General features: G+C 59.1%; 19 protein-coding genes. 11 read left to right on the plus strand and 8 right to left on the minus strand.

Annotated features, from left to right (window positions below; genetic code table 11):
* Positions 1–54: 54 nt before the first annotated feature.
* From QMK32_RS06520 to dnaA, 5 genes are all read right to left on the minus strand, one after another.
* Positions 55–609: a DUF721 family protein gene (locus QMK32_RS06520; RefSeq protein WP_283473793.1), complete on the minus strand. Its 555-nt coding sequence runs from the start codon at positions 607–609 to the stop codon at positions 55–57.
* Positions 609–1,820 carry a DNA replication/repair protein RecF gene (gene recF, locus QMK32_RS06525; protein ID WP_283473794.1) on the minus strand — a complete coding sequence of 404 codons (1,212 nt, stop codon included), beginning with the start codon at positions 1,818–1,820 and terminating at the stop codon, positions 609–611. The genes QMK32_RS06520 and recF overlap by 1 nt, the downstream gene beginning before the upstream one ends.
* Positions 1,821–1,822: 2 nt before the next feature.
* A complete protein-coding gene (gene gnd / locus QMK32_RS06530; RefSeq protein WP_283473796.1) occupies positions 1,823–2,743 on the minus strand; it encodes a phosphogluconate dehydrogenase (NAD(+)-dependent, decarboxylating) in 921 nt (306 codons plus the stop codon).
* 76 nt (positions 2,744–2,819) lie between these two features.
* Entirely contained in the window at positions 2,820–4,004 is a 1,185-nt protein-coding gene (dnaN, locus tag QMK32_RS06535; RefSeq protein WP_283473798.1) for a DNA polymerase III subunit beta, read from the minus strand.
* 648 nt (positions 4,005–4,652) lie between these two features.
* Entirely contained in the window at positions 4,653–6,185 is a 1,533-nt protein-coding gene (gene dnaA, locus QMK32_RS06540) for a chromosomal replication initiator protein DnaA (protein ID WP_269302817.1), read from the minus strand.
* A 658-nt stretch (positions 6,186–6,843) separates the two neighbouring features.
* Here dnaA and rpmH point away from each other — a divergent pair.
* The 7 genes from rpmH (at position 6,844) to QMK32_RS25340 (ending at position 11,494) form a co-directional block, all read left to right on the plus strand.
* The gene (rpmH, locus tag QMK32_RS06545; protein ID WP_269301981.1) at positions 6,844–6,987 is read left to right on the plus strand and encodes a 50S ribosomal protein L34; all 144 of its coding nucleotides are present in this window, start codon (positions 6,844–6,846) and stop codon (positions 6,985–6,987) included.
* Positions 6,988–7,018: 31 nt separating this feature from the next.
* Complete coding sequence (gene rnpA, locus QMK32_RS06550; protein ID WP_283473800.1) at positions 7,019–7,396, plus strand: ribonuclease P protein component; 378 nt, start codon at positions 7,019–7,021, stop codon at positions 7,394–7,396.
* Positions 7,393–7,716, plus strand: a complete 324-nt coding sequence (gene yidD / locus QMK32_RS06555; RefSeq protein ID WP_283473802.1) for a membrane protein insertion efficiency factor YidD — start codon at positions 7,393–7,395, stop codon at positions 7,714–7,716. Before rnpA ends, yidD begins: the two co-directional genes overlap by 4 nt.
* 4 nt (positions 7,717–7,720) lie before the next feature.
* A complete protein-coding gene (yidC, locus tag QMK32_RS06560; RefSeq protein ID WP_283473803.1) occupies positions 7,721–8,827 on the plus strand; it encodes a membrane protein insertase YidC in 1,107 nt (368 codons plus the stop codon).
* A gap of 29 nt (positions 8,828–8,856) precedes the next feature.
* Positions 8,857–9,492 carry a Jag family protein gene (locus tag QMK32_RS06565; RefSeq protein ID WP_283473805.1) on the plus strand — a complete coding sequence of 212 codons (636 nt, stop codon included), beginning with the start codon at positions 8,857–8,859 and terminating at the stop codon, positions 9,490–9,492.
* Positions 9,493–10,889: 1,397 nt separating this feature from the next.
* Positions 10,890–11,174: a hypothetical protein gene (locus QMK32_RS06570; RefSeq protein ID WP_283473807.1), complete on the plus strand. Its 285-nt coding sequence runs from the start codon at positions 10,890–10,892 to the stop codon at positions 11,172–11,174.
* 2 nt (positions 11,175–11,176) lie between these two features.
* On the plus strand, positions 11,177–11,494 hold the full coding sequence (locus tag QMK32_RS25340) for a transcriptional regulator (protein WP_502943548.1): 318 nt from the start codon (positions 11,177–11,179) through the stop codon (positions 11,492–11,494).
* A 2,832-nt stretch (positions 11,495–14,326) separates the two neighbouring features.
* On the opposite strand, the gene QMK32_RS06575 is transcribed toward QMK32_RS25340, so the two are convergent.
* On the minus strand, positions 14,327–14,575 hold the full coding sequence (locus tag QMK32_RS06575) for a hypothetical protein (protein WP_283473808.1): 249 nt from the start codon (positions 14,573–14,575) through the stop codon (positions 14,327–14,329).
* Positions 14,576–14,819: 244 nt separating this feature from the next.
* Between QMK32_RS06575 and rsmG the strand changes: the two genes are divergently transcribed.
* The 4 genes from rsmG to QMK32_RS06595 all read left to right on the plus strand — a co-directional run bounded on the left by rsmG (position 14,820) and on the right by QMK32_RS06595 (position 18,511).
* Positions 14,820–15,497 carry a 16S rRNA (guanine(527)-N(7))-methyltransferase RsmG gene (gene rsmG, locus QMK32_RS06580; protein WP_283473997.1) on the plus strand — a complete coding sequence of 226 codons (678 nt, stop codon included), beginning with the start codon at positions 14,820–14,822 and terminating at the stop codon, positions 15,495–15,497.
* Positions 15,498–15,562: 65 nt separating this feature from the next.
* The gene (locus QMK32_RS06585; protein WP_269301989.1) at positions 15,563–16,564 is read left to right on the plus strand and encodes a ParA family protein; all 1,002 of its coding nucleotides are present in this window, start codon (positions 15,563–15,565) and stop codon (positions 16,562–16,564) included.
* A 4-nt stretch (positions 16,565–16,568) separates the two neighbouring features.
* Positions 16,569–17,603 (plus strand): ParB/RepB/Spo0J family partition protein, encoded by a 1,035-nt coding sequence (locus QMK32_RS06590; RefSeq protein ID WP_269301990.1) that lies wholly within the window; start codon positions 16,569–16,571, stop codon positions 17,601–17,603.
* A gap of 221 nt (positions 17,604–17,824) precedes the next feature.
* Entirely contained in the window at positions 17,825–18,511 is a 687-nt protein-coding gene (locus tag QMK32_RS06595; protein ID WP_283473999.1) for a GNAT family N-acetyltransferase, read from the plus strand.
* Between the two features lie 27 nt (positions 18,512–18,538).
* Here the strand turns inward: QMK32_RS06595 and QMK32_RS06600 are convergent, their stop codons facing one another.
* Together QMK32_RS06600 and trxA are read right to left on the minus strand one after the other, a co-directional pair.
* Positions 18,539–19,732 (minus strand): N-acetylmuramoyl-L-alanine amidase, encoded by a 1,194-nt coding sequence (locus tag QMK32_RS06600; RefSeq protein ID WP_283473813.1) that lies wholly within the window; start codon positions 19,730–19,732, stop codon positions 18,539–18,541.
* A 228-nt stretch (positions 19,733–19,960) separates the two neighbouring features.
* The gene (trxA, locus tag QMK32_RS06605) at positions 19,961–20,293 is read right to left on the minus strand and encodes a thioredoxin (protein WP_084348264.1); all 333 of its coding nucleotides are present in this window, start codon (positions 20,291–20,293) and stop codon (positions 19,961–19,963) included.
* Positions 20,294–20,315 lie beyond the last annotated feature (22 nt).

The raw sequence follows: 20,315 nt of genomic DNA on the forward strand, positions 1-20,315 counted from the left end.
ATCACCGGCGAAGCTGTGATAATCCCACTCGTGAATTATCACGAACAGGAGTAATCACCCATAGGTGTCCCGGGGACCCCTCCCCTTGACGTGGCGATCGCCCTTACGCCAGCTTTTCGTCGTAGGTCCGGTGATCTTCAGCGACTTCACGATCCCGTGGCCGACCGCCGCGGCGATCTTGGCCAGAATCTGCGCCTGCATCAACCGAAGTTGAGTCGCCCACGCCGTCGACTCCGCCGATATGCTCAAAACACTGTCCTCGAGCTTGACAGGGACGGCATGTGCCGCAATGTCCTCACCAACGACAGTGGGCCAACGCCCCATCACCGTGCCCTCTGCCACCTTGTCGGACCATCCACGGTTCTTTGCAATCGAGCCCGCCACCGAACCGAGTGTCTGTGGGTCGCGATCGTCTGGTCCGGCCCCGGACCATCCACGCTTGCGTCGACCTCGAAGCGCGCGAACTCCACCGCTGGGCGATGATCGCCCCTGCCCCACGGACTTACCACTCGCCTTCGCCGCCGCCCGCGCCTCCTCGAGGGCACGTCGAGCAAGGTCGACTCCGCGTAGTTCGTTCTCCGGGTCTTTGCCTTCGGCACCGTCCGTCATCAGCACACATTTTCTTCGAGCGGAGTGATGGTGGAGATTCGACTCGAATCTCCCTGAACAGCTTCGACGCCGAAGCGCCTGGCGTCGATCTCGGCTGGAAGGTCCTCGGCAACCGCAGCCGTGATGATTACCTGCTCCGCCCCGGAAGCCACCCGCGCAAGTGCGCTACGACGTTTGCGATCCAGCTCGGCGAATACGTCGTCGAGCATCAGGACCGGGTCACTACCCTCGGCGCGGAGCAGCCCGAACGACGCCAAGCGCAACGACAACGCGAAGGACCACGATTCGCCATGGCTCGCATAGCCTTTCGCTGGTTGATCACCAAGCCCAAGTTCGAGATCGTCCCGGTGAGGTCCGACCAGACAGACTCCACGCTCGATCTCACGGGTACGCATTGTCGAAAGCTGATGCAAGAAAGCAGCTTCCAAAACCTCCACATCGTCGGATTCGGGTTCGCGATTCGGATCCGAAAACTCCGGTGGCAGCGCTTCGGCGAGGCTGCTGCGATACTTGATTGTCGCGGGACGTGACTCCGGGGCAATGGACGAGTACGACTCGGCCACATGAGGTGTCAGCTCGTGCACCAAAGCGATTCTTGCGGAAAGCAATTCGGCACCGTGCGCAGCGAGATGCCCATCCCACACATCCAGAGTCGCCAATGCGCCCACACCGTCGCTCGAGTTCGAGCCACGTCTCAACGCTCCACCGGCTGTCTTGAGCAGCGCCGATCGCTGACGGAGCACCTTGTCGTAATCTGCTCGGACAGCGGCCATTCGGGGACGACGAGTGGTCAAAAGTTCGTCGAGATATCTACGCCGCTCGCCTGGGTCTCCCCGCACCAGCGCGAGATCCTCGGGCGCGAACAACACACTGCGCAGTACCCCCAAGATTTCACGAGGCCGCCGAACCGGAGATCGATTCATTCTTGCCTTGTTCGCACGGCCCTCGAGGATCTCGATATCGATCGTTAATTCTCGACCCTGATTTACTACCGATGCACCCGCAAAGGCTCGCTCCGCGCCTGCTCTGATCAGCGGCGCATCCGAGGACACACGGTGAGAGGACAACGTCGACAGATATCCGAGCGACTCGAGGAGATTCGTCTTCCCGTGCCCGTTGGGACCGACGAACACCACCGAACCAGGACCGAGATCAGTGGTGACGTCATCCCACGAACGAAAATCGCGAAGAGTGAACGAACGAACGTACAAGGCTATTTCTTGGGGTCGGGTGCTCGAAGCAATTCATCGGCACCTGCCCGCTTGACGGCATGGCCACCGAACTGGTTACGAAGAGCCGATACAGCCTTCATCGAGGGCGAATCATCCTGCCGCGAAGCAAATCTCGCGAACAATGCGGCCGAGATAACCGGCACTGGGACCGCATGCCTGATCGCCTCTTCCACCGTCCACCGACCTTCACCGGAATCCTCCGTGTAACCGGAGATCTCGCTGAACTCGGGGTCCTGCGCCAAGGCCTGGACGAGCAGATCGAGCAGCCACGAACGAACGACGGTACCTTTGCTCCACGCACGCAGCACACCGTGGACGTCCTGAACGAGTTCTTCCGCCTCGAGCAGCTCGTATCCCTCGGCATACGCCTGCATGAGGCCATATTCGATGCCATTGTGAACCATCTTGGCGTAGTGGCCTGCACCGACCGGGCCTGCGTGGACGAACCCGTCGGCACGCTCACCCTCTGGGCGTAGGGCGTCGAAGATCGGAAGGGCGCGTGCAACGTCCCCCTCGGAACCACCCACCATGAGGCCGTATCCGTTTTCGAGTCCCCAGACACCACCTGACACGCCGGCATCGATGTAACCGATGCCTTTCGCCGCAAGTCGCTCGGCGTTCGCAGCGTCGTCGGTGAACCGCGAGTTGCCACCGTCGATGACCAGATCACCGGTGTCGAGTACCTCGCTCAACGAAGCGATCGTGCTTCGGGTGATGTCACCGGACGGAACCATGACCCATACGACCCGCGGCGCCACCAAGGTCTTGGCCAGCTCCTCGAGGGACGGAGCGTCGGTCACCTCTGGTCTTGGGTCGTACCCGATCACTTCGTGCCCGTGCGCACGCAGGCGCTCGCGCATGTTGAAGCCCATTTTCCCGAGGCCGACCAGTCCCAGCTGCATGAGGAGATGTCCTTCTCTAGTGTGCGGATACCCCGTGGTATCGAGTAAACCGCATTCACACGTGTTCCGTATCCGATCAGCCGGGTAGTCGAACCGGCATCAGCAGATACGTGTACGCGCTCTGCGGTGCTGGGAACTTGCCCGAAGAATCCGGAACGAGCTCATCCTCGGTGGTCGGACGCAGAACTGCAGGTCGACTGGGAGTGGTGAACCCGAACGTGACTTTTTCGCTGTGCAACGACGACAATCCGTCGATCAGATAACCCGGATTGAAGGCAATCGTCAATGCCTCACCTTGGAAGTCTGCAAGCAGTGCCTCTTCGGCACGCCCAGCGTCGTCACCGCCTGCGGAAAGCAGCACACCTTCGGCCGAGAACTCAAGTCGCACCTGGGCACCGCGCTCGGCGACCAACGCGACGCGCTTGATCGCTTCTACGAGCGGAGCGATCTCCACGACCGCTACGGCCGTGTGCTCCGGCGGCAACAGCTGGCGGAACTTGGGAAAGTCTGCGTCCAGGAGTCGGGTGGTGGTGCGACGTCCTTCGCTGATGATGCCCAGCAAACCGTCGGCACCGATGGTCGACCCAGAACCCAATGCGAGTTCGACGGGTGAGCTCGCATTTCCGACCAGGGTCTTCGCCGACTCGGACAAAGTTTTCGCTGGTATCAGAACTTCGGTCGTGATGTCCTCGCCGACAGGTGTCCACTCGAGCTCGCGGACGGCCAGACGGAACCGATCGGTTGCAGCGAGCACCACCTTGGTGCCCGCAATCTCGACTCGAATGCCGGTCAGCATCGGAAGGGTGTCGTCCTTGCCTGCCGCAACTGCAACCTGCGCAATGGCTTCGGAGAACACCTCCACCGGGATAGATCCGGTCTGCGTCGGCAGTTCGGGAAGCTGCGGGTAGTCCTCGACGGGCATCGTCGGCAACGAGAACTTCGCGCTCCCGCAGGTGATGAGCACTCGAGTTCCCTCGACACCGACGTCGACGGGCTTGTTCGGGAGAGACTTCGTGATATCGGCCAGAAGCTTGCCGGACACGAGGACTCGGCCGGAGGTTGCGACCTCAGCAGACACCCGGACCTGGGCTGATACCTCGTAGTCGAACCCGGAGACAGTCAGACCCTGCTCGTCGACGGCGAGAAGAACTCCACCGAGAACGGGAACGGGCGGCCTGGACGGGAGGCTTCGAGCAACCCAGGCAACGGAATCGGAAAAATCTTCGCGAGCAACGCGAAACTTCAGACTTCCAAGCTCCATCGCTAAAGTCTTTCCTCTCGTTCGGCAGCAGTTCGTTCCCACAAAGGCTGCGGTGAGCGCGACGTGCGCTCATGACCGGTGCATCGAAGAGTCTGACACAACCGAGCAGAAGCACACCGTATGCCCTTCCCGACCAACTTGAAAGCCGAACGACGGGGTCGACGACGTAGGCCCACGGCTGTCGGGTGGGGCCTGTGAACGAATCGTTCCCCAACACCTGTTTTAGAAGAAGGTCTTTTCAAGAGAAATTCTTAGTATTAATAGGTCCTGTGGAATCTGTGCACCGAGGTGTGTAGACCCTGGTCGCCAAGCGTGGTGTCGTGGGGATGAATTCGGGACCAATCACCGGTGGCGTGCCAACAGCCTGTGGACGAATTACATCGGTTCACAGGCTCTCACAAACCATCCCCAGATACAGCCAGTTATCCACACGGTTATCCACAGGTGTGAATCATTCGAACGGAGTCCTGAAAGTACGGTTTTTTGGGCATCCAGGCACCGAAAATCGACCAAAAATTTCTTACGGAGAGTGGCGGACGTCGCTCGAGGGGCACGGTTGAGTGATGTGGAGCGCACTCAACCGTGCCGGCGTGGGTAGCCGCGAGGAAAGTGGAAGAGAACCCGCTCAGCGACGAAGTGGGCTACGCGTCAGCGCTTGGACCGCTGCTTCACTCGAGCGGTCAGCTCTTGGACCTGGTCGTACACCTTGCGTCGCTCGGTCATCTCTTTGCGAATCTTTTTATCTGCGTACATGACCGTTGTGTGATCGCGGCCGAACGTCTGGCCGATCTTGGGCAGTGACAAGTCGGTGAGCTCACGGCAGAGATACATAGCAATCTGCCTGGCCATCGCAAGCGCACGCGCCTTACCGGGTCCACAGAGATCGTCGATCGAGGTGTCGAAGTACTCCGCAGTGACAGCCATGATCGTCGCGGCGTTGATCTCGAGGCTCGAAGAGTCGGGCATCAAGTCGCGAAGTACTACCTCTGCCAGAGTGAGGTCCAGCGCCTGACCGTTCAGCGACGCGAATGCCGTCACACGGATCAACGCGCCTTCGAGTTCACGAATATTGCGCTCGATCCGACTGGCGATCAACTCGAGGACATCGTGCGGAACATCGAGACGATCCATCCGAGCTTTTTTGCTGAGGATGGCGATGCGAGTCTCGAGTTCCGGAGGTTGAACGTCCGTGATCAGGCCCCACTCGAACCGAGTGCGTAGACGCTCCTCGAGGGTTGCAAGCTGTTTCGGCGGGCGATCGGAGGAAACGACGATCTGCTTGTTCGCGTTGTGCAAGGTGTTGAAGGTGTGGAAAAACTCTTCCTGAATACCTTCTTTACCCTCGATGAACTGAATGTCGTCGACGAGGAGTACGTCCGTCTCCCGGTATCGGCGTTTGAACGCCACCTTTCGGTCGTCACGAAGACTGTTGATGAAATCGTTGGTGAATTCCTCGGTCGAGACGTACTTCACGCGCATGCCTGGGAAGAGACGTTGCGCATAGTGGCCGGCAGCGTGGAGCAAGTGCGTCTTCCCTAGCCCGGACGCTCCCCAGATGAATAGAGGGTTGTATGCGCGAGCAGGTGCTTCCGCGATGGCGACTGCCGCTGCGTGGGCAAATCGATTCGATGCGCCGATGACGAAAGTATCGAAGGTGTACTTCGAGTTGAGGCTTTGTGCCCCCGACGTCGTCGATGTGGTTGCCGGCGGCTTGGTGAAGTAGGTAGGCCACGAGTTCTGCACACTCGCCAGTGCTTCCCGCTCGTCGTCCACTTCCTCGTAGTCTGCAGTTTCCGAGTCGGACGGATCGTCATCGGTGCTGGTGAGGAAGCGTCTGCGGTAAGTCGGAGTGCTCGCTGCCTCCGAATACCTCGGTTGCTCAGGTTCGTGTTTCTCTTCCTCGGGCGCTGAAATTCGCACCCCGAGGCCTTCGACGCCCTGGCCGAGGTGACGGCCGAGTGCGTTCAGTATCGGTTCACGCAAGTCGCGCTCTATCGCTTCCTGCGCGAAAGACGAAGGGACCGCCAGCAGTGCGAAGCCCTGAGTCAGGGTAAGGGGTTCGACGAGAGCGAGCCATGCCTTTTGCCCTTTGGTCAGAGGTTGACCACTGTGCCGGTCGGACGTCAATTCCGTGACTACCTCTGGCCAGATACGCGCCAGCGCATCCGGATCCTCGTTCACGGTGCCTCCCCATTCGGACGTGCGATTGAAGCGAACGTGCATGTCGTCGACAGCACGTGCCGCGGACAGTGCCTTCGAAAGACGCTGTTGTTTCACGCTCGCACCGCATCGAAGTCCGATATCGTCGTCGTCGATCACGAGTTCATCGGGGAACCACAGCCGGAAGTGCAACGTATCGGGTACGGACGTGCCGTGTACGAATATGCCATTGGTTCGTGTTTCCACACAATTATCCACAGGTGTGGATGAACGACATCGGTGTCACCCCGATCGGCGAAATTCTCCTGAAACTGTCATGCGCAGTGTCTTGACCAGTGCTTTTGGTGAACGCGAATTTCTCGAGTTACAGGTTTCCGCCGAAGACTCGACCGGGAACAGCGGCGAGAGTGGTTATCAACACCCCTTGCTCCCCAGGCCTGGGGATGAATTACACAGATGTGATGCAGGGTCGTAGGATCGGACGGGTTTGACCACCGCTAAGTCGATCAGTACTGTCGAACAGTCACCCAAGGCGAGGTGGCCGATGCTTGCTGGCTGCTCACAGTCTGTGTTCACTCGGATTTCTCGCTGTTGGGGTGTAAACGAGTTCGACCGAACTCGCTACCACCGTTTCGGACGCTTCAGAGTAAGCGTCTTTGATTTTCGAGGAGTGTTGACCGTGGCCAAGGGCAAGCGGACGTTCCAGCCGAACAACCGACGCCGCGCGCGTGTTCACGGCTTCCGTCTTCGTATGCGTACGCGTGCAGGTCGTGCAATCGTGGCGGCACGTCGCGGCAAGGGCCGCAAGGAACTAACCGCCTAATCCATGTTCGTCTGAGTTTACGGAGCTCGGGGTGTTACCTGAGCCGCATAGACTGCACCGAAGCGCTGATTTCACCCGCGCGGTGCGTCAAGGCCGCCGAATGGGTAGACACGACTTGGTCGTCCACGCCTACGCGCGTGACGATGCAAGTTGTGTTGGTGTCGGCGAACCTAGATTCGGATTGATCGTGAGCAAAGCTGTCGGGCCGGCGGTAACTCGTCATCGAGTTGCGCGCCGGCTTCGGCATATCTGTTCGGAGATTCTCCTGGAAGTACCCGAGACTTGCGACGTCGTTATTCGCGCACTGCCTGGCTCTGCGAACCTGTCCTCGAAAGATCTGCAACGACAGGTTCGTTCCGGGTTGAAGAAGCTGGGATACCTCGGAGCGGTTAGAGATGCACGCTCATGAAATTCATACGCCTCGTCCGGTCGTTCCCTGCGCGGATTTTGATCTTCTGTATCGAGCTCTACCGGACCTATGTGTCTCCGCTCAGACTCCCCACCTGCCGTTTCTCCCCCACGTGCAGTGAGTATGCAGTCGAAGCGTTGAAGACTCACGGGGCCGTCAAAGGAACTTTGCTAGCTATAGCGCGGCTACTGAAGTGCGCGCCCTGGCACTCTGGAGGCTGGGACCCGGTGCCTGATCACGGGTCATGGCGGGTACACAAGCAGACTTCGACCGAAGAAAGCCACGATCTCGCGAGAGTGGACGAACAGAGGAGTACATAGAGCCGTGCTGGATTTCATCTATTATCCGGTCTCCTGGATCCTCTGGGTATGGCACAAGGTGTTCGGTGCCGTCCTCGGAGCGGACAACGGCTTTGCATGGGCCTTGTCCGTAGTGTTCCTCGTGTTCACTTTGCGATTGATTCTGTACAAGCCGTTCGTCAAGCAGGTTCGTACCACGCGTCAGATGCAGGAACTGCAGCCTCAGATCAAGGCTTTGCAGAAGAAATACGGCAAAGACAAGCAGCGCTTGGCCGTGGAGATGCAGAAGCTCCAAAAAGAACACGGATTCAACCCCATCATGGGTTGCTTGCCGGTCCTTGCACAGGCACCCGTGTTCATCGGCTTGTTCCACGTTCTGCGCTCGTTCAACCGTACGGGTACTGGGGTCGGTCAGCTGGGCCTTGATCCAGCGGACAACCGTACGATTCCGAACTACGCCTTCGATGTCGCCGATGTGAACTCTTTCCTGGACGCCCGACTCTTCGGCGCCCCGATCTCGGCCTGGATCACGATGCCGAAGGCACAGCTGGACGCCTTCGCGAACCCCGAGCTCGGTTTGGGGATCCCGTCGATCTGGACGATCGTCGCTGTTGCGGTGCCGCTGATGATCATCGCCAGCATCGCAACGCACTTCAACTCGCGCGCCTCGGTTGCCCGACAAAGCGCAGCGGCTGCGGCCAATCCGCAGTCCGCGATCATGAACAAGCTTGCTTTGTACGTGTTCCCCCTGGGTGTTCTCGTCGGTGGACCCTTCCTCCCGATCGCCATCCTGCTGTACTGGGTCTCCAACAACGGCTGGACCTACGCCCAGCAGCACATCGTGTTCGCGAAAATCGACAAAGAAGAAGCTGAGAAGAAACAGCAGTCCATCGAGAAGAGAACCGAGAACGCGCCGAAGCCTGGCGTGAAGCCGCCGGCCAAGCCGAAGCCTGGTGCACGGCCCAAGCTCTCGAAGCTCCCGCCCGCGACTCTCGACGCTTCCGATGGGGTCACCACATCGGATGAAGTATCTTCTGCTAGTTCGACTGCATCCGACGGCTCACAGCCACAGAAGCCCACCCAGCCGAAATCTCAGGCGAACCGTAGTAAAGCCAAGCGCAAGCGACGCTGAGACGCATCGAAGACAAGGACACCAAGCACATGTCTGCAGATACTGACGAAGTGACCAACCCCGACGAAGCAGTGAGCGCTGGGGAGGGTAGTGAAATTGTGGCAGTCGATTCAGAAACGGATCCGACTGAGGGCGAAGCGTCCAAGGTGACGTCTGTCGACACCGTGGCCGACGAAGACACGGATTCGGACGACGAGGATTCCGAAGACTATCTGGTCGAGGAGGGCGAGATTGCCGGCGATTATCTCGAACAGCTCCTCGATGTGCTCGATTTCGATGGAGATATCGATCTCGATGTCGAAGGTGATCGCGCAATCGTCAGCATCGATGGCGGAGATGACCTGACGAAGCTCGTCGGACGAAAGGGTGAGATTCTCGATGCCCTGCAAGAACTGACTCGACTTGCTGTCCAGCAATCGACGGGCGAGCGAAGCAAGTTGATGCTCGACGTAGCGGGCTGGCGGGCTAACCGCCGGAGCGTACTGAGCGCCTTGGGTATCGAGGCCTCGAAGCGAGTCCTCGAAAGCGGCGAGCGTGAAGAGCTGGACCCGATGACTCCGTTCGAACGGAAGATCGTGCACGACGCGGTGGCCAAGGTCGACGGCGTCGAGAGTGAAAGTACCGGTGTCGAACCGTCACGACGAGTAGTTGTCGTCAAGTCTTGAACTGATGAACTGAAAAGGCCCCCAGGCTTCGGTCGGGGGCCTTTTCGTTCCTTGAACAAGGCTGAGTCGACGTGAACTACAGCGCTGTTATTAGTTCGGTAGGTCCTGTTTCACGTGAAACAAGGTATGCGGTCGAAACGTCACTGTGACGGACCCACTCGGTGCAGTCTCCTCTTGATGTTTCACGTGAAACCATGATCGTTGGCGTCCGAACACGAGGTGAGGTCGGCCTCGGAATATTCTCCTTTCGGTCGTCATTCCCGGGCCTGGCTTCGCCTTTGGAGAGGCATGCTTTTTCTGCAGGATCTCGAGACTTGTCCGGTCCATTTGTGACGCGCGTGCTACAGCCGGTTTGGATAGTGCCGGATAGTAGAACTGAGACGTTCCAGGCTGTGGAAAGCAGTCATTCGCCAAGCCGCGCTGCGTCACTGGCTGAACAAGTGTCTCTCAATCGATTGCTTTCGCGTGGATACCCGCCTGCGATCTCCGCGAAAATTTGGGCCACAACATCAGGCGTTCTCCATATCCATGATTTACCGAGAGATGTCGAAGTGCTTGAGGAGCGCGCCCCCCTGCGATACCTAGTGCAGCGCTGATTCTGCTGAATCTGCTGGGCTGTTACTGCGCAGAAGTAGTCGGTTCTCAGGTGAGCGCTCGTGAATCGAATTTCGGAGGTCTCCAGTGCCTTTCCTCCTGGTGGATCAAGAACTGATCGGTGCGAGACACGCTCACTCTTTGTGTCCCCTGGGAAGCGAGCAGGACGCATTGCAATATCGAAGGTCGATTCGCCTTCGTCTGGTGGACACCAGGTGATTGCGCTCAGTGAGCCGTGGACCGACAAAGTGAATCGCCCTCCTCGCTGCATGGGCCGTCGGTCGTCGTTGCGCTGTTTGTGGGGAGAGCAAGCGGGCCGGATACACGGGCTGTACGGCCGAATGTGGATGATCGGTGGGATCGTTCTGGCGTGTCCCCAGTGAACGGGGCCATCGATTTTCAGAGTCTTGTTGCCGTTATGAAGAGACCTGTTCACGATCAGCGGACCTATCGCTAGCAGTCCATCGACGCTCCACCACACCCGGCAACACCACCCCTCGATTCTTGACGAAGGGACAAGAAGTCATGCGAGGTCTGACGACCGCAGCCGTCTGTTTCAAGGACCATCAATAGATAACGGGAGACGCACGACAGTGAACTTTCCATTGTGGCAAGACTGAAGTTTCCCAGGTGGAAAGACGCCCAGAATTTTCCCGTCAGAAGCACGTGCCGCTCTGGAATCGGTTGCCGATGCCAAAAGACCGCTGGCGTCGCACACTCGATCCCCGTTCTGGCTCTATCCAACGCTCGGTTTCGCCAGTGCCGCCCTCGTCTCCGGAATCGCACTGTCGAAGCATGCCCCGTTGGCGACGAGCGTGATCGCCGTGACGGTGCTGGTGCTGGCGGTTCTGCCGTCGATTCCGCGACCGAAGTTCCAAGTGAGAATCGATGCGTTCTCCCACCCGCGGAACACCACTATTGTGGCGATCTACTTCGGTGTGTTGGTGTCCGTAGCGGTGACCGCGTTGGTTCTGTCTCCTCGGCCGGGGGCGATAGCGTTGACAGCTTTGGCGGCGTTCGCGTGGACGGTCGGCATCGGAACGTTTCTGGACAAGCGCCTCGAACGGGCACTTCGGGATGGGCGGTGACCGTGTTCAACGACATCATTCATGTCCCCACGCGCCTACGAACCTGCTCGATTCTCGCCGAAGCCGATGAAGTCGAGTTCGGGTTGGTACGCGACTCGGTCGCTGTCAGCGACTCGGTGCTGAGTAAGCACATCAAAGTTCACGAACAGGCAGGCTACGTGACAATCCGGAAAGGAATTGTCGATTCCCGAACTCGCACATGGTTAGCGTTGAGACGCGCAGGTCGACAAGCATTTACAGATCACGTAGAGGAGTTACGCAGGCTTACCTCCCCTGCCGGCAATAGGTACGAACCGCGTACAGCACATCGACTGACTTGAAGCAGAACGTCGTTCTAGATCGCGGTGGTCAGACTATTGGGGATCTGCCAGTTTCGTTGGGTGTAGAGGATAGTCTGCACCTGCTGCACCTGCACCTGCACCTGAATCGAGCGACGAAGGGTGGGGTTGGTTGCGCCCTATGTGCCGTCCTATGTGGCATGCCTCTCCGACACTCTCGTCGGGCGGAGTCAGTGAGTCGCTGAAGCCTTCGGTCACGGGTTCGGTGTCCGAGAAGATGTGCGAGTCGACGAGAATTTCGGTTGGACATTGATGGTTAGCGCTCGAGGGAGTCGGGTTCAAGAGTGGGCGGTTCGATCCGATCGGTGTACTGCTCCAGAAGGTGTGCCTCGCCGTGGTGGCAGTCAGCTCGACGCACATGATGGGACGGCATCAGTGGGCCGACGATTTGTCACAGTTGAGACAACCAATCATCGTGGGCTGATTCACGTCGGTATCGAAATGATGAACCCACGCGGTCGAGGATTTCGCTCGTCGAGTGCCGTGGAAGATCTGCCGCAGACTGTGTCGGTGCCTGTACGCCTGTTCCCTCGCACCGGCCGGTGTACTCGGTTCAGGTTGATGAGCAATCCGGCCGGTACTTGGTGAATTCAATTGTGTTCAGACTCGGCGGGCTGTCCCGGCTTACGTGCACTCGTCTTTCTCGACTGTGGTTGTGGGTTCGTCCGAGGCGGACCGGTGGAGCGCGTTAGCCACTGGCTGTCCGTTTGGGTCCGCATGCTCGATCAGTAGCGCATCCGTCGGCGGCTCATGTTTCACGTGAAACCTCTCGGTGACGGGTAGTCGATCCGCCGCGCGGGTTGTCCTCCAGCGTCACGTCGCGCTCGGTGCTGTGCTTGGACGTTTCGACCATGGGTGCATGCAGAGGACTGCTATCGATGAGCGGCCTTGTCGTCTACCCCTCGGCGTCGCTCCTCCCCCGGGCGGACTATTCAAGAACTTGGGAATGGGTGTTTCACGTGAAACACCGAATGGGACCGGTCGAGTTGAGACTGCGATCATCAGAGCCGCTCGGTATTGGCTAGTCCGATCTATGTGCTTCGCTTTGATGCGCGAGCAGTCATCCTGAAGCAACTCGAGATGACACGGCCAACGAAATTCGACCAATCCCCTCGAGGAGGTTGCCGATTGGATCGATAGTTCGGTGGACCCTCATCGGCACGTGATTCCTCGACCGTCGATGCCGTCCGACTTTTGAGCTGGCCAGTTTCGGCGCGGAACAAAGGTCACGTCGAATCGGGGGCCGTATCAGTGAGGCCCACTTTCGCCTAGAACGGTGATGCGCTTGCCGCCGAAACTACCTTCCTGCTAAGAGTGACCGGGGACGCTATGTCGCAGATGAAACGTGCGACGGTGCCCGTTTGGTGCGCGTCGACGACTTAGGTGAGCGCGTCGGTAGCACTATCTGCCGGACGCGCCTTGGTTGTCCGGGGGTATTTGGGCTTCGAAGGGGATCGCCACGATGTCGTCATTCGTCGGGGGTGACTTGTCTGTCGGGAGGACTCCACGCTGATGTCATTTTCGAGTCGGCCTCTCGCAGGACGAGTGGTGAAGTTGATTGCCACTGATGTTCTGTCTTATGTGGCGGGCCTTGTAGCCTTGCCACCGGGCGGGGTCAGTGAGGCGTTGGGTGTTCGGGCTCGAGGTCGTTGTTCTAGTAGGTGCGGGTGTCCATCCGTCTGACGGGGAGTGTTCGTGGGTGGCCGGCGATGACGGAATCTTTCGTCGGGTGTTTTGGCGGGCGCGGGTGCTGAGCGCGGAATCGGTGCTGAGCGCGGAATCATTGGGGCGCTCTGTGGTACCCGACCCGACCCCTCGAGGGGTGCGGCCGAATCTAGTGTGTTTCGGGCGTAGCCTCCCCGACTATCGGGCGCCTCGCCACTCGGGGGTTCGAGCAACTGCCGAGTCGCGCACAGTCTCCAGCACCGGACGATCGACGTCCCCTGTCTGGGGAGCGCGACAGGTCCCGCGACCGTTGGCGCGAGTGTTGGTGATGCGCGCTCGGCAGAAGGACTTCGTCTGATAATTCAGCGAAGCTCTGTCGAGGGAAGATGCCAACGCCCGAATACCGTGAGGGCCGGGCGACATGTTCCGCACACCCCGTCGTCCGCTTAGTCCATTAGCCGGGGTTCGCTACGAAGAGTGCGTGTTCCGTTCGAGACGATCGCGCCGCAGAATCTATCCAGGTTTCGGCGTCGACTCGACTGCTTCACTTGGGTGAACGTGCGGGTTTCATCGTGGACAATTCATCTCTGCTCAAATGCTCGGCCTGTTGGGATTCGAACCCCCTACAGGAGGTTCGAACCCCAACACGGAGAGTAAATTCCCCGAGCGGTTCCCAACCCGATCCCGAGCTGTCCCCTCGAGCCGAGCTGTCCCCTCGAACCCGCGCCGCGCCGAATCCGTGCTCTCCAAACCCATGCTGCCCTAGACCGAACCGCGGCGCCGATGTCGGTGTGGTCCAGGGGCCATTGGATAATTCGAGTTTGCTGCCTCTCTGAAGGGGGCGTCGCGAAGTAAGTCCACCGGTACACAGGAGCGTCCTTCCTCGAGTGCGCTGCCTGGCTGTGACAGATATTTTCGGAGTCGTGTGAAGTGTCGCCCGCGCCCGCAAAATGCACCGCCCTTACTGTGCGGGGGACAGTGGCGTCCCCACCGGTAGCTCGGCGAACTCCGAACTGAGTCCGCTCCCCTGTCAAGTTCGATGACCGCCGGCTGACTGTCGTCAGGTCCGTGAGACGAGCCTGATCTGACATGTGCGAGCTGTAGGTCTGTACTTTTGTCTCCGCGCGGTGCCTGCCGACCGCCACTGTTTCACGTGAAACTTTCGGTTCCGACGGGATAGACCGGATGAGTCGTTCTCACTGTCCACCATGGTGACGCCACGCTGTGGACTAGGACGGTCGGATGAGCCCCGATGTTCCAGGCGACGGCCAAGTCCGCTGACACTCTGATACCGATGTCGAGTCCGGTGATGTGCACCTGAAGCAATGGCGGGGACGCGGAGGGTTGGGCATGGGGTAGGTTGCCGCAGTTTCCGCGCAAGGGCGGCCAGGCTCCCATGTGCTTCGCGTAATGGTGTCGTGGTCCATTCGACGAGCGCTGAAACGAGGTGCGAGCGTGGCGTCAATTGACATCAGCTCGGCCAAGGCGGGTGTAGGACGACGCCGATCCCGCCTCCGCTTCACATGAAACCGCCGGACCTTGGGCGTTCGACGGTATTTTCTTGGGCACGAGGACGACTCGTCACGCGACACGGCTATGGAATGCGCCGATGGTTTGGCGAACGGTGCTCGGAAGCGAGAGAATGTTTCACGTGGAACCAGAAGCGTTGGATGACGATCGATTGATGGCAACCGCAGAACGCGTGTTTGGTCCGCGCCTGAATTTGGCACAGCAATATTACGAATCTCTTGCAACTGCGGGAGTCGAGCGCGGGCTGATAGGTCCGCGCGAGGTTCCTCGGTTGTGGGAGCGGCACTTGCTCAATTGCGCAGTCGTCGGTGAGTTGATCGACGAGGGTGAGCGGGTGGTGGATGTCGGGAGCGGTGCTGGATTGCCGGGAATACCTCTGGCGATTGCCCGCCCGGATTTACACATCACTCTCATCGAGCCGCTCCTTCGTCGAACGGTGTACCTGGCTGAGTTCATCGAGAAGCACGAGCTGAACGTTCTTGTGGTGCGAGGGCGCGCAGAACAGCCCGGAGTGAAGAAGGAAGCCGGAGGCGCCGACGTCGTCACCTCGAGAGCTGTTGCCCCTCTGGAGAAGCTCGCCAAGTGGTCGCTGCCGCTCATTCACGAGCGTGGTCGGATGCTTGCGCTGAAGGGAACGAGCGCCGAAGAAGAGATAGAACGCGATCGGGCTTCCCTTACTCGCATGGGTGCTGGCAAGCTAGAGGTTGTGAAGTGCGGTGTCGATATATTGCCGACACCGACAATCGTAATTCGAGCCGAAAGAGCACCTCGGCGCTCCCTCCGCACATGATGTGCGCTTGTTTCATTCCTGCTCGTTCGTAAGCAAAAAAACCAGTTCCGCAATAAGGAGCACCTATGTCGGGTGGATTTGATCCTGCTGTTTCACGTGAAACAAGCACCGCGAAGAACGATGCACAACCCGCTTCCAAGTCGAAGGGGGGATCTGGGTTCGATGCATTCAGCGGCATCTCCGCCAATGACACCCCGATCGGTGCTGCCGCACAGCGGGCAAGCCAGGTTCTACATCCCAAAAGCGTGACGTTGCCGAAGCCAACGCATCGCCGAATGCTGACGATCGCAAATCAGAAGGGCGGGGTCGGAAAGACCACGACAGCGGTGAATCTCGCTGCGGCTTTGGCACTGCAGGGGCTGACCGTCCTGGTGGTCGATCTAGACCCCCAGGGGAACGCCAGCACCGCTTTGGGCGTCGAACATCACTCGGGTGTGCCGTCGAGCTACGAGGTGCTCATAGGCGAAGTGACCGCCAGAGAAGCGATCCAGCAGAGCCCGCACAGCGAGCGTCTGTTCTGCATTCCAGCCACAATCGACCTTGCCGGCGCGGAGATCGAACTGGTATCCATGGTCGCCCGCGAAGGACGTCTCAAGACTGCGCTGATGGACCTCGCGGACGTCGACGCAGACTTCGTATTGATCGACTGCCCTCCGTCTCTCGGACTGCTCACGGTCAACGCCATGGTTGCCGCCACCGAGGTTCTGATCCCGATTCAGTGCGAGTACTACGCCCTCGAGGGTGTAGGCCAGCTCCTGCGAAACATCGAACTGGTACAGGCCCATCTCAATCCCCAACTGCATGTTTCGACAGTCATCCTCACGATGTACGACGGCCGAACAAAGCTCGCAGACCAGGTTGCGGAGGAAGTACGAAAGCACTTTGGCGATGCAGTGCTTCGCGCGGTGATTCCGCGCAGCGTCAAGGTCTCGGAGGCGCCCGGTTATGGAATGACGGTATTGGATTACGACCCAGGTTCCCGTGGCGCGATGAGCTACTTGGATGCCGGTCGTGAACTCGCAGCACGGTCGTCCTTTGCGACAACCGATGGAACTCAGGAGCACTAGGGATATGAGTCAAGCACGCAAGGGTGGACTGGGACGCGGACTAGCTGCTCTCATTCCCACAGGGCCCGAGGCCGGTCCGCGACTCGGGAGTGCAGCCGCAGATGTAGTGATCGGTACTGCGGCGGACGGAAAGATCAGTCGGAACGCAGCAGAGAAGGCAGCGCGTGAGGCATCCGCACCGACTCCGACGCCACCCGTTCGGAGTGGCGAAGAGGACCTCTCCCCCGCCGGCGCGGTGTATCGGGAGATCGATCCGAAGCTGATTCAACCCAATGCCAAGCAGCCGCGGTCGGTGTTCGACGAGGAAGCTTTGACCGAACTCATCCACTCGATCCGCGAGTTCGGCTTGATGCAGCCGATCGTAGTGCGACCGGTGGCCGATGGTCGATACGAACTGGTGATGGGCGAACGCCGCTGGCGCGCGAGCCAAGAAGCGGGCCTCGAGTCGATTCCTGCAATCGTTCGTGAAACAAATGATGACGCAATGTTGCGTGACGCGTTGCTCGAGAACATCCATCGAGTTCAGCTCAATCCCCTCGAGGAGGCTGCCGCATATCAGCAGTTGCTCGAGGAATTCGACGTCACCCATGAAGAGTTGGCGGCGAAAATCGGTCGCTCACGTCCTGTTGTGACCAACATGATTCGACTGTTGAAGCTGCCGATTCCCGTTCAACGACGAGTTGCAGCCGGGGTTTTGTCCGCCGGCCACGCGCGCGCTCTCCTGTCGTTGGATGCGGGTTCGGATGCGCAGGAGTCCTTGGCTGCGCGAATTGTTGCCGAGGGCCTGTCGGTTCGTGCAACAGAAGAAGCAGTTACGTTGGCGAATCGCAACGACGACATCAGTCCTAATCCCGCTCCTCGCCGCAAACCGATTCAAATGCCGGGCCTTCAGGATGTCGCCAATCGACTCTCGGATTCGTTCGATACCCGCGTGACAGTGAGCTTGGGTAAGAGAAAAGGCAAGATCGTCGTCGAATTCGGCTCGGTCGACGACCTCGAAAGGATTGTCGACATGATGGAGAGTCAGAAGAAAAAGTAGCGGCGAAATCTCAGGTACAAACACCCACGGTAGTTATGTCACTGTGACGTAAGTTCGCTATCGAAGACCGGAAGGACGCGAATGATGTTGCTATACAGCATTATTCAGCTCTCCGGCTTTCTCGAGGATCAAGGTTGTGGCGATCGCTTACTTTTGACGCGCGTGCCGGTGCGTCATCGAGGTCGAACGACAAAATTCGGTGCATGGAGGCTGAGGTAGCAGTGTCGACACTCGTCACTGGAGTCACATTGGACTCCTTCGATCAACTACCCAAGCACACGCGACGGTGTCGTTTCTGGGTGCTCGATCCAGCTAGGACACGAGCAGACGGTGAGTCACTCGATGTGGAGTTCGAGAACGAGGCGTGGCTTTCGATGGTCATGCTCGAGTGGGGATCCTGCGGACAAATGCTGTCGGTCGGATCGGAGATGGTGGGATGCGCCTTGTACGCACCCCCGGGCGCAGTTCCTCGGTCCACCACTTTTCCGACGTCACCTGTCAGCGCTGATGCCGTGTTGCTGACAACGTTGAGAATCGAGTCGGATGTCGATCGGGAGGGACACTCGGCTTCGTTGATTCAGGCTGTAGTCGCGGATCTCGTCAATCGTGGCGTTCGTGCGCTCGAGGCATTCGGGATTCGTCGAACCGAGGAAGACGAGGCGATCGGTCCGCGGGCGACGATGTCGTTGACCTGTTCGGACACGGAATGCATGATCGACGCCGACTTCTTGGAGCAGGCCGGATTCGAAGTGGTCGCGCCACATCATCGATACCCGCGACTCCGACTCGAATTGCATCGCGATCATGGATGGAAGGAAGACGTCGAGTCCGCCCTCGAGCGATTGCTGATTGCGGCCAGTCTGACTGCGGTAGAGATCGAGCACAAGGAAACCGTCGGAGTCAGATGAGCGGAGGTAGCGAAGCGCGGCTGGCCGTCAACTTCGATCTGCGGCAGCAAGCTCGTCTGCGAGAAGCTCGGCGAAGGTGAATGTTCCGGTGGGCTGATCGTCTTGACCCAGTAGGTACAGACGCTTCACCGAGATGAGAATTGCCTCGGCGATGATGTCCCGGGATCGGGGATCACTGAGCACATCGATGTCGGAAGTGTTTGTCAGATAACCCATGTCTACTTGCACTGTCGGCATGTTGGTAAGCCGCAACAGATCCCAAGTTCGCCCATGGCTACGGCAATCGAGTAGTGGAGTTCGGGCGACGATTTCTCGTTGGATGTAACCGGTAAGGATCTGACCGATCAACGACGCCGAACCGTGTGAGTTGCCGAAATGGAAACTTGCCACTCCGTTCGCGGCTGGACTCGAGCTCGACGCACAGCGAAGTGAAATCATCAGGTCCGCATTGAAGCCATTGGACGTCTCGGCGCGCTCGGCAACACTTGGATTGGTTCCACGTGCACGGGACAGAAACGTCTCCATCCCGGTGGCGGCCATTCGGCCCTCGAGGCGACTGGCGACATCCCAGAGAATTTCTGCTTCGGAGACTCGGCCGAACATACCTTGGACTATGCGTCCGGTATCGGCGCCCCCGAGATCGGGGTCGATTACGATGCGCTTGCCAGTCAGCTGGGGGCCGGCCGCCCGTACGAGTTCTTGTTCACTGATGGCGTGTGGTGATCCCCCAGTGACACGCGTACCGAGCAGTTCGAGAGAACGCAGCGTCGCCGGGCCGCAAATACCATCCGGGGACAGCCCGATTTCCCGTTGGAAAGAGGAAAGCCCTTCGTGAGTTTTAGGCCCGAAGTATCCGTCGACGCGTTCGCTGTAGAAACCCAAATCCTGCAGGCGCGTCTGGAGGGTCGCAATATCGTCCCCATACAGAGGAGCTGAGAGCTGGTAGATGAGAGTGCGAGCCCCGAGCCGGTATGACGCTTCCTTCAGGGATCGGTAGGTAGCGGGTCCTACGACACCGTCGACCAGCAGGCCCCGATATTGCTGAAAGGCGCGTACGGCGCCTCCCAAGGATTCATCGAAATCGGATGCGGGTGGCGTCCAATGCGTCGGATCGCTCGCGAAAGTTGGATCCGTGTCCTCCACCAGAAATCCGAGCGAGACAAGCGTGCTCCGAACCTCCGCGACGGCGGGTCCAGAATCGCCGTGACTGAGTCGGTGCATACAGTTGACCTTCCGATCTCCAGATTCGATTCTTGCAACGACTGTATCCGCAACCCCGGAACGGAGAGTTCCGATTCCGGGACTGGGTCGATACAAAAGTCGATGTGCCGAACTTGTCGGCACATCGACCAATTGTCGCAGAAAGTGACCGTCAAGCCCCAATCCGCCAGGTAGAGCCGACGGATCGCGGCGGCTGTGTCGGTTACTGCTCAGGCATTGTCTTCCTGATCACAAGACCGCTTCGAGGTCCTTGAGAAGGGCTGCCTTGCCCTTGGCGCCGACGATTTGCTTGATCGGCTTGCCGCCCTGAAAGAGGATCAGAGTGGGAATCGACATGACCTTGAAGTCACGAGCTGCCTGCGGGTTGGCGTCGATGTCGAGCTTTGCGATCGTCAGCTTGTCCGAGTGTTCGGCCGCGATTTCCTCGAGTACCGGAGCGACCATCTTGCAAGGCCCGCACCAGGTGGCCCAGAAGTCGACGAGAACGGGCTTTTCGCTGCTGAGCACGTCGTCGACGAACGACGCATCCGTGATGGTGACGGTCTTCTTGTCGTCGGACATGTGTTTCTCCTGGTTGTGTAGT

Origin of the sequence: Rhodococcus sp. H29-C3, assembly GCF_030063405.1 — a bacterium.
In the GTDB taxonomy this organism is placed as follows: domain Bacteria; phylum Actinomycetota; class Actinomycetes; order Mycobacteriales; family Mycobacteriaceae; genus Rhodococcoides.

Excerpts from the sequence above, each read along its gene's own strand:
- QMK32_RS06520 (WP_283473793.1), bottom strand. The coding sequence starts at position 609 with ATGACGGACGGTGCCGAAGGCAAAGACCCGGAGAACGAACTACGCGGA.
- gnd (WP_283473796.1), bottom strand. The coding sequence starts at position 2,743 with ATGCAGCTGGGACTGGTCGGCCTCGGGAAAATGGGCTTCAACATGCGC.
- dnaN (WP_283473798.1), bottom strand. The coding sequence starts at position 4,004 with ATGGAGCTTGGAAGTCTGAAGTTTCGCGTTGCTCGCGAAGATTTTTCC.
- yidD (WP_283473802.1), top strand. The coding sequence starts at position 7,393 with ATGAAATTCATACGCCTCGTCCGGTCGTTCCCTGCGCGGATTTTGATC.
- QMK32_RS06565 (WP_283473805.1), top strand. The coding sequence starts at position 8,857 with ATGTCTGCAGATACTGACGAAGTGACCAACCCCGACGAAGCAGTGAGC.
- QMK32_RS06575 (WP_283473808.1), bottom strand. The coding sequence starts at position 14,575 with ATGGGAGCCTGGCCGCCCTTGCGCGGAAACTGCGGCAACCTACCCCAT.
- rsmG (WP_283473997.1), top strand. The coding sequence starts at position 14,820 with ATGTTTCACGTGGAACCAGAAGCGTTGGATGACGATCGATTGATGGCA.
- QMK32_RS06585 (WP_269301989.1), top strand. The coding sequence starts at position 15,563 with ATGTCGGGTGGATTTGATCCTGCTGTTTCACGTGAAACAAGCACCGCG.
- QMK32_RS06590 (WP_269301990.1), top strand. The coding sequence starts at position 16,569 with ATGAGTCAAGCACGCAAGGGTGGACTGGGACGCGGACTAGCTGCTCTC.
- QMK32_RS06600 (WP_283473813.1), bottom strand. The coding sequence starts at position 19,732 with ATGCACCGACTCAGTCACGGCGATTCTGGACCCGCCGTCGCGGAGGTT.
- trxA (WP_084348264.1), bottom strand. The coding sequence starts at position 20,293 with ATGTCCGACGACAAGAAGACCGTCACCATCACGGATGCGTCGTTCGTC.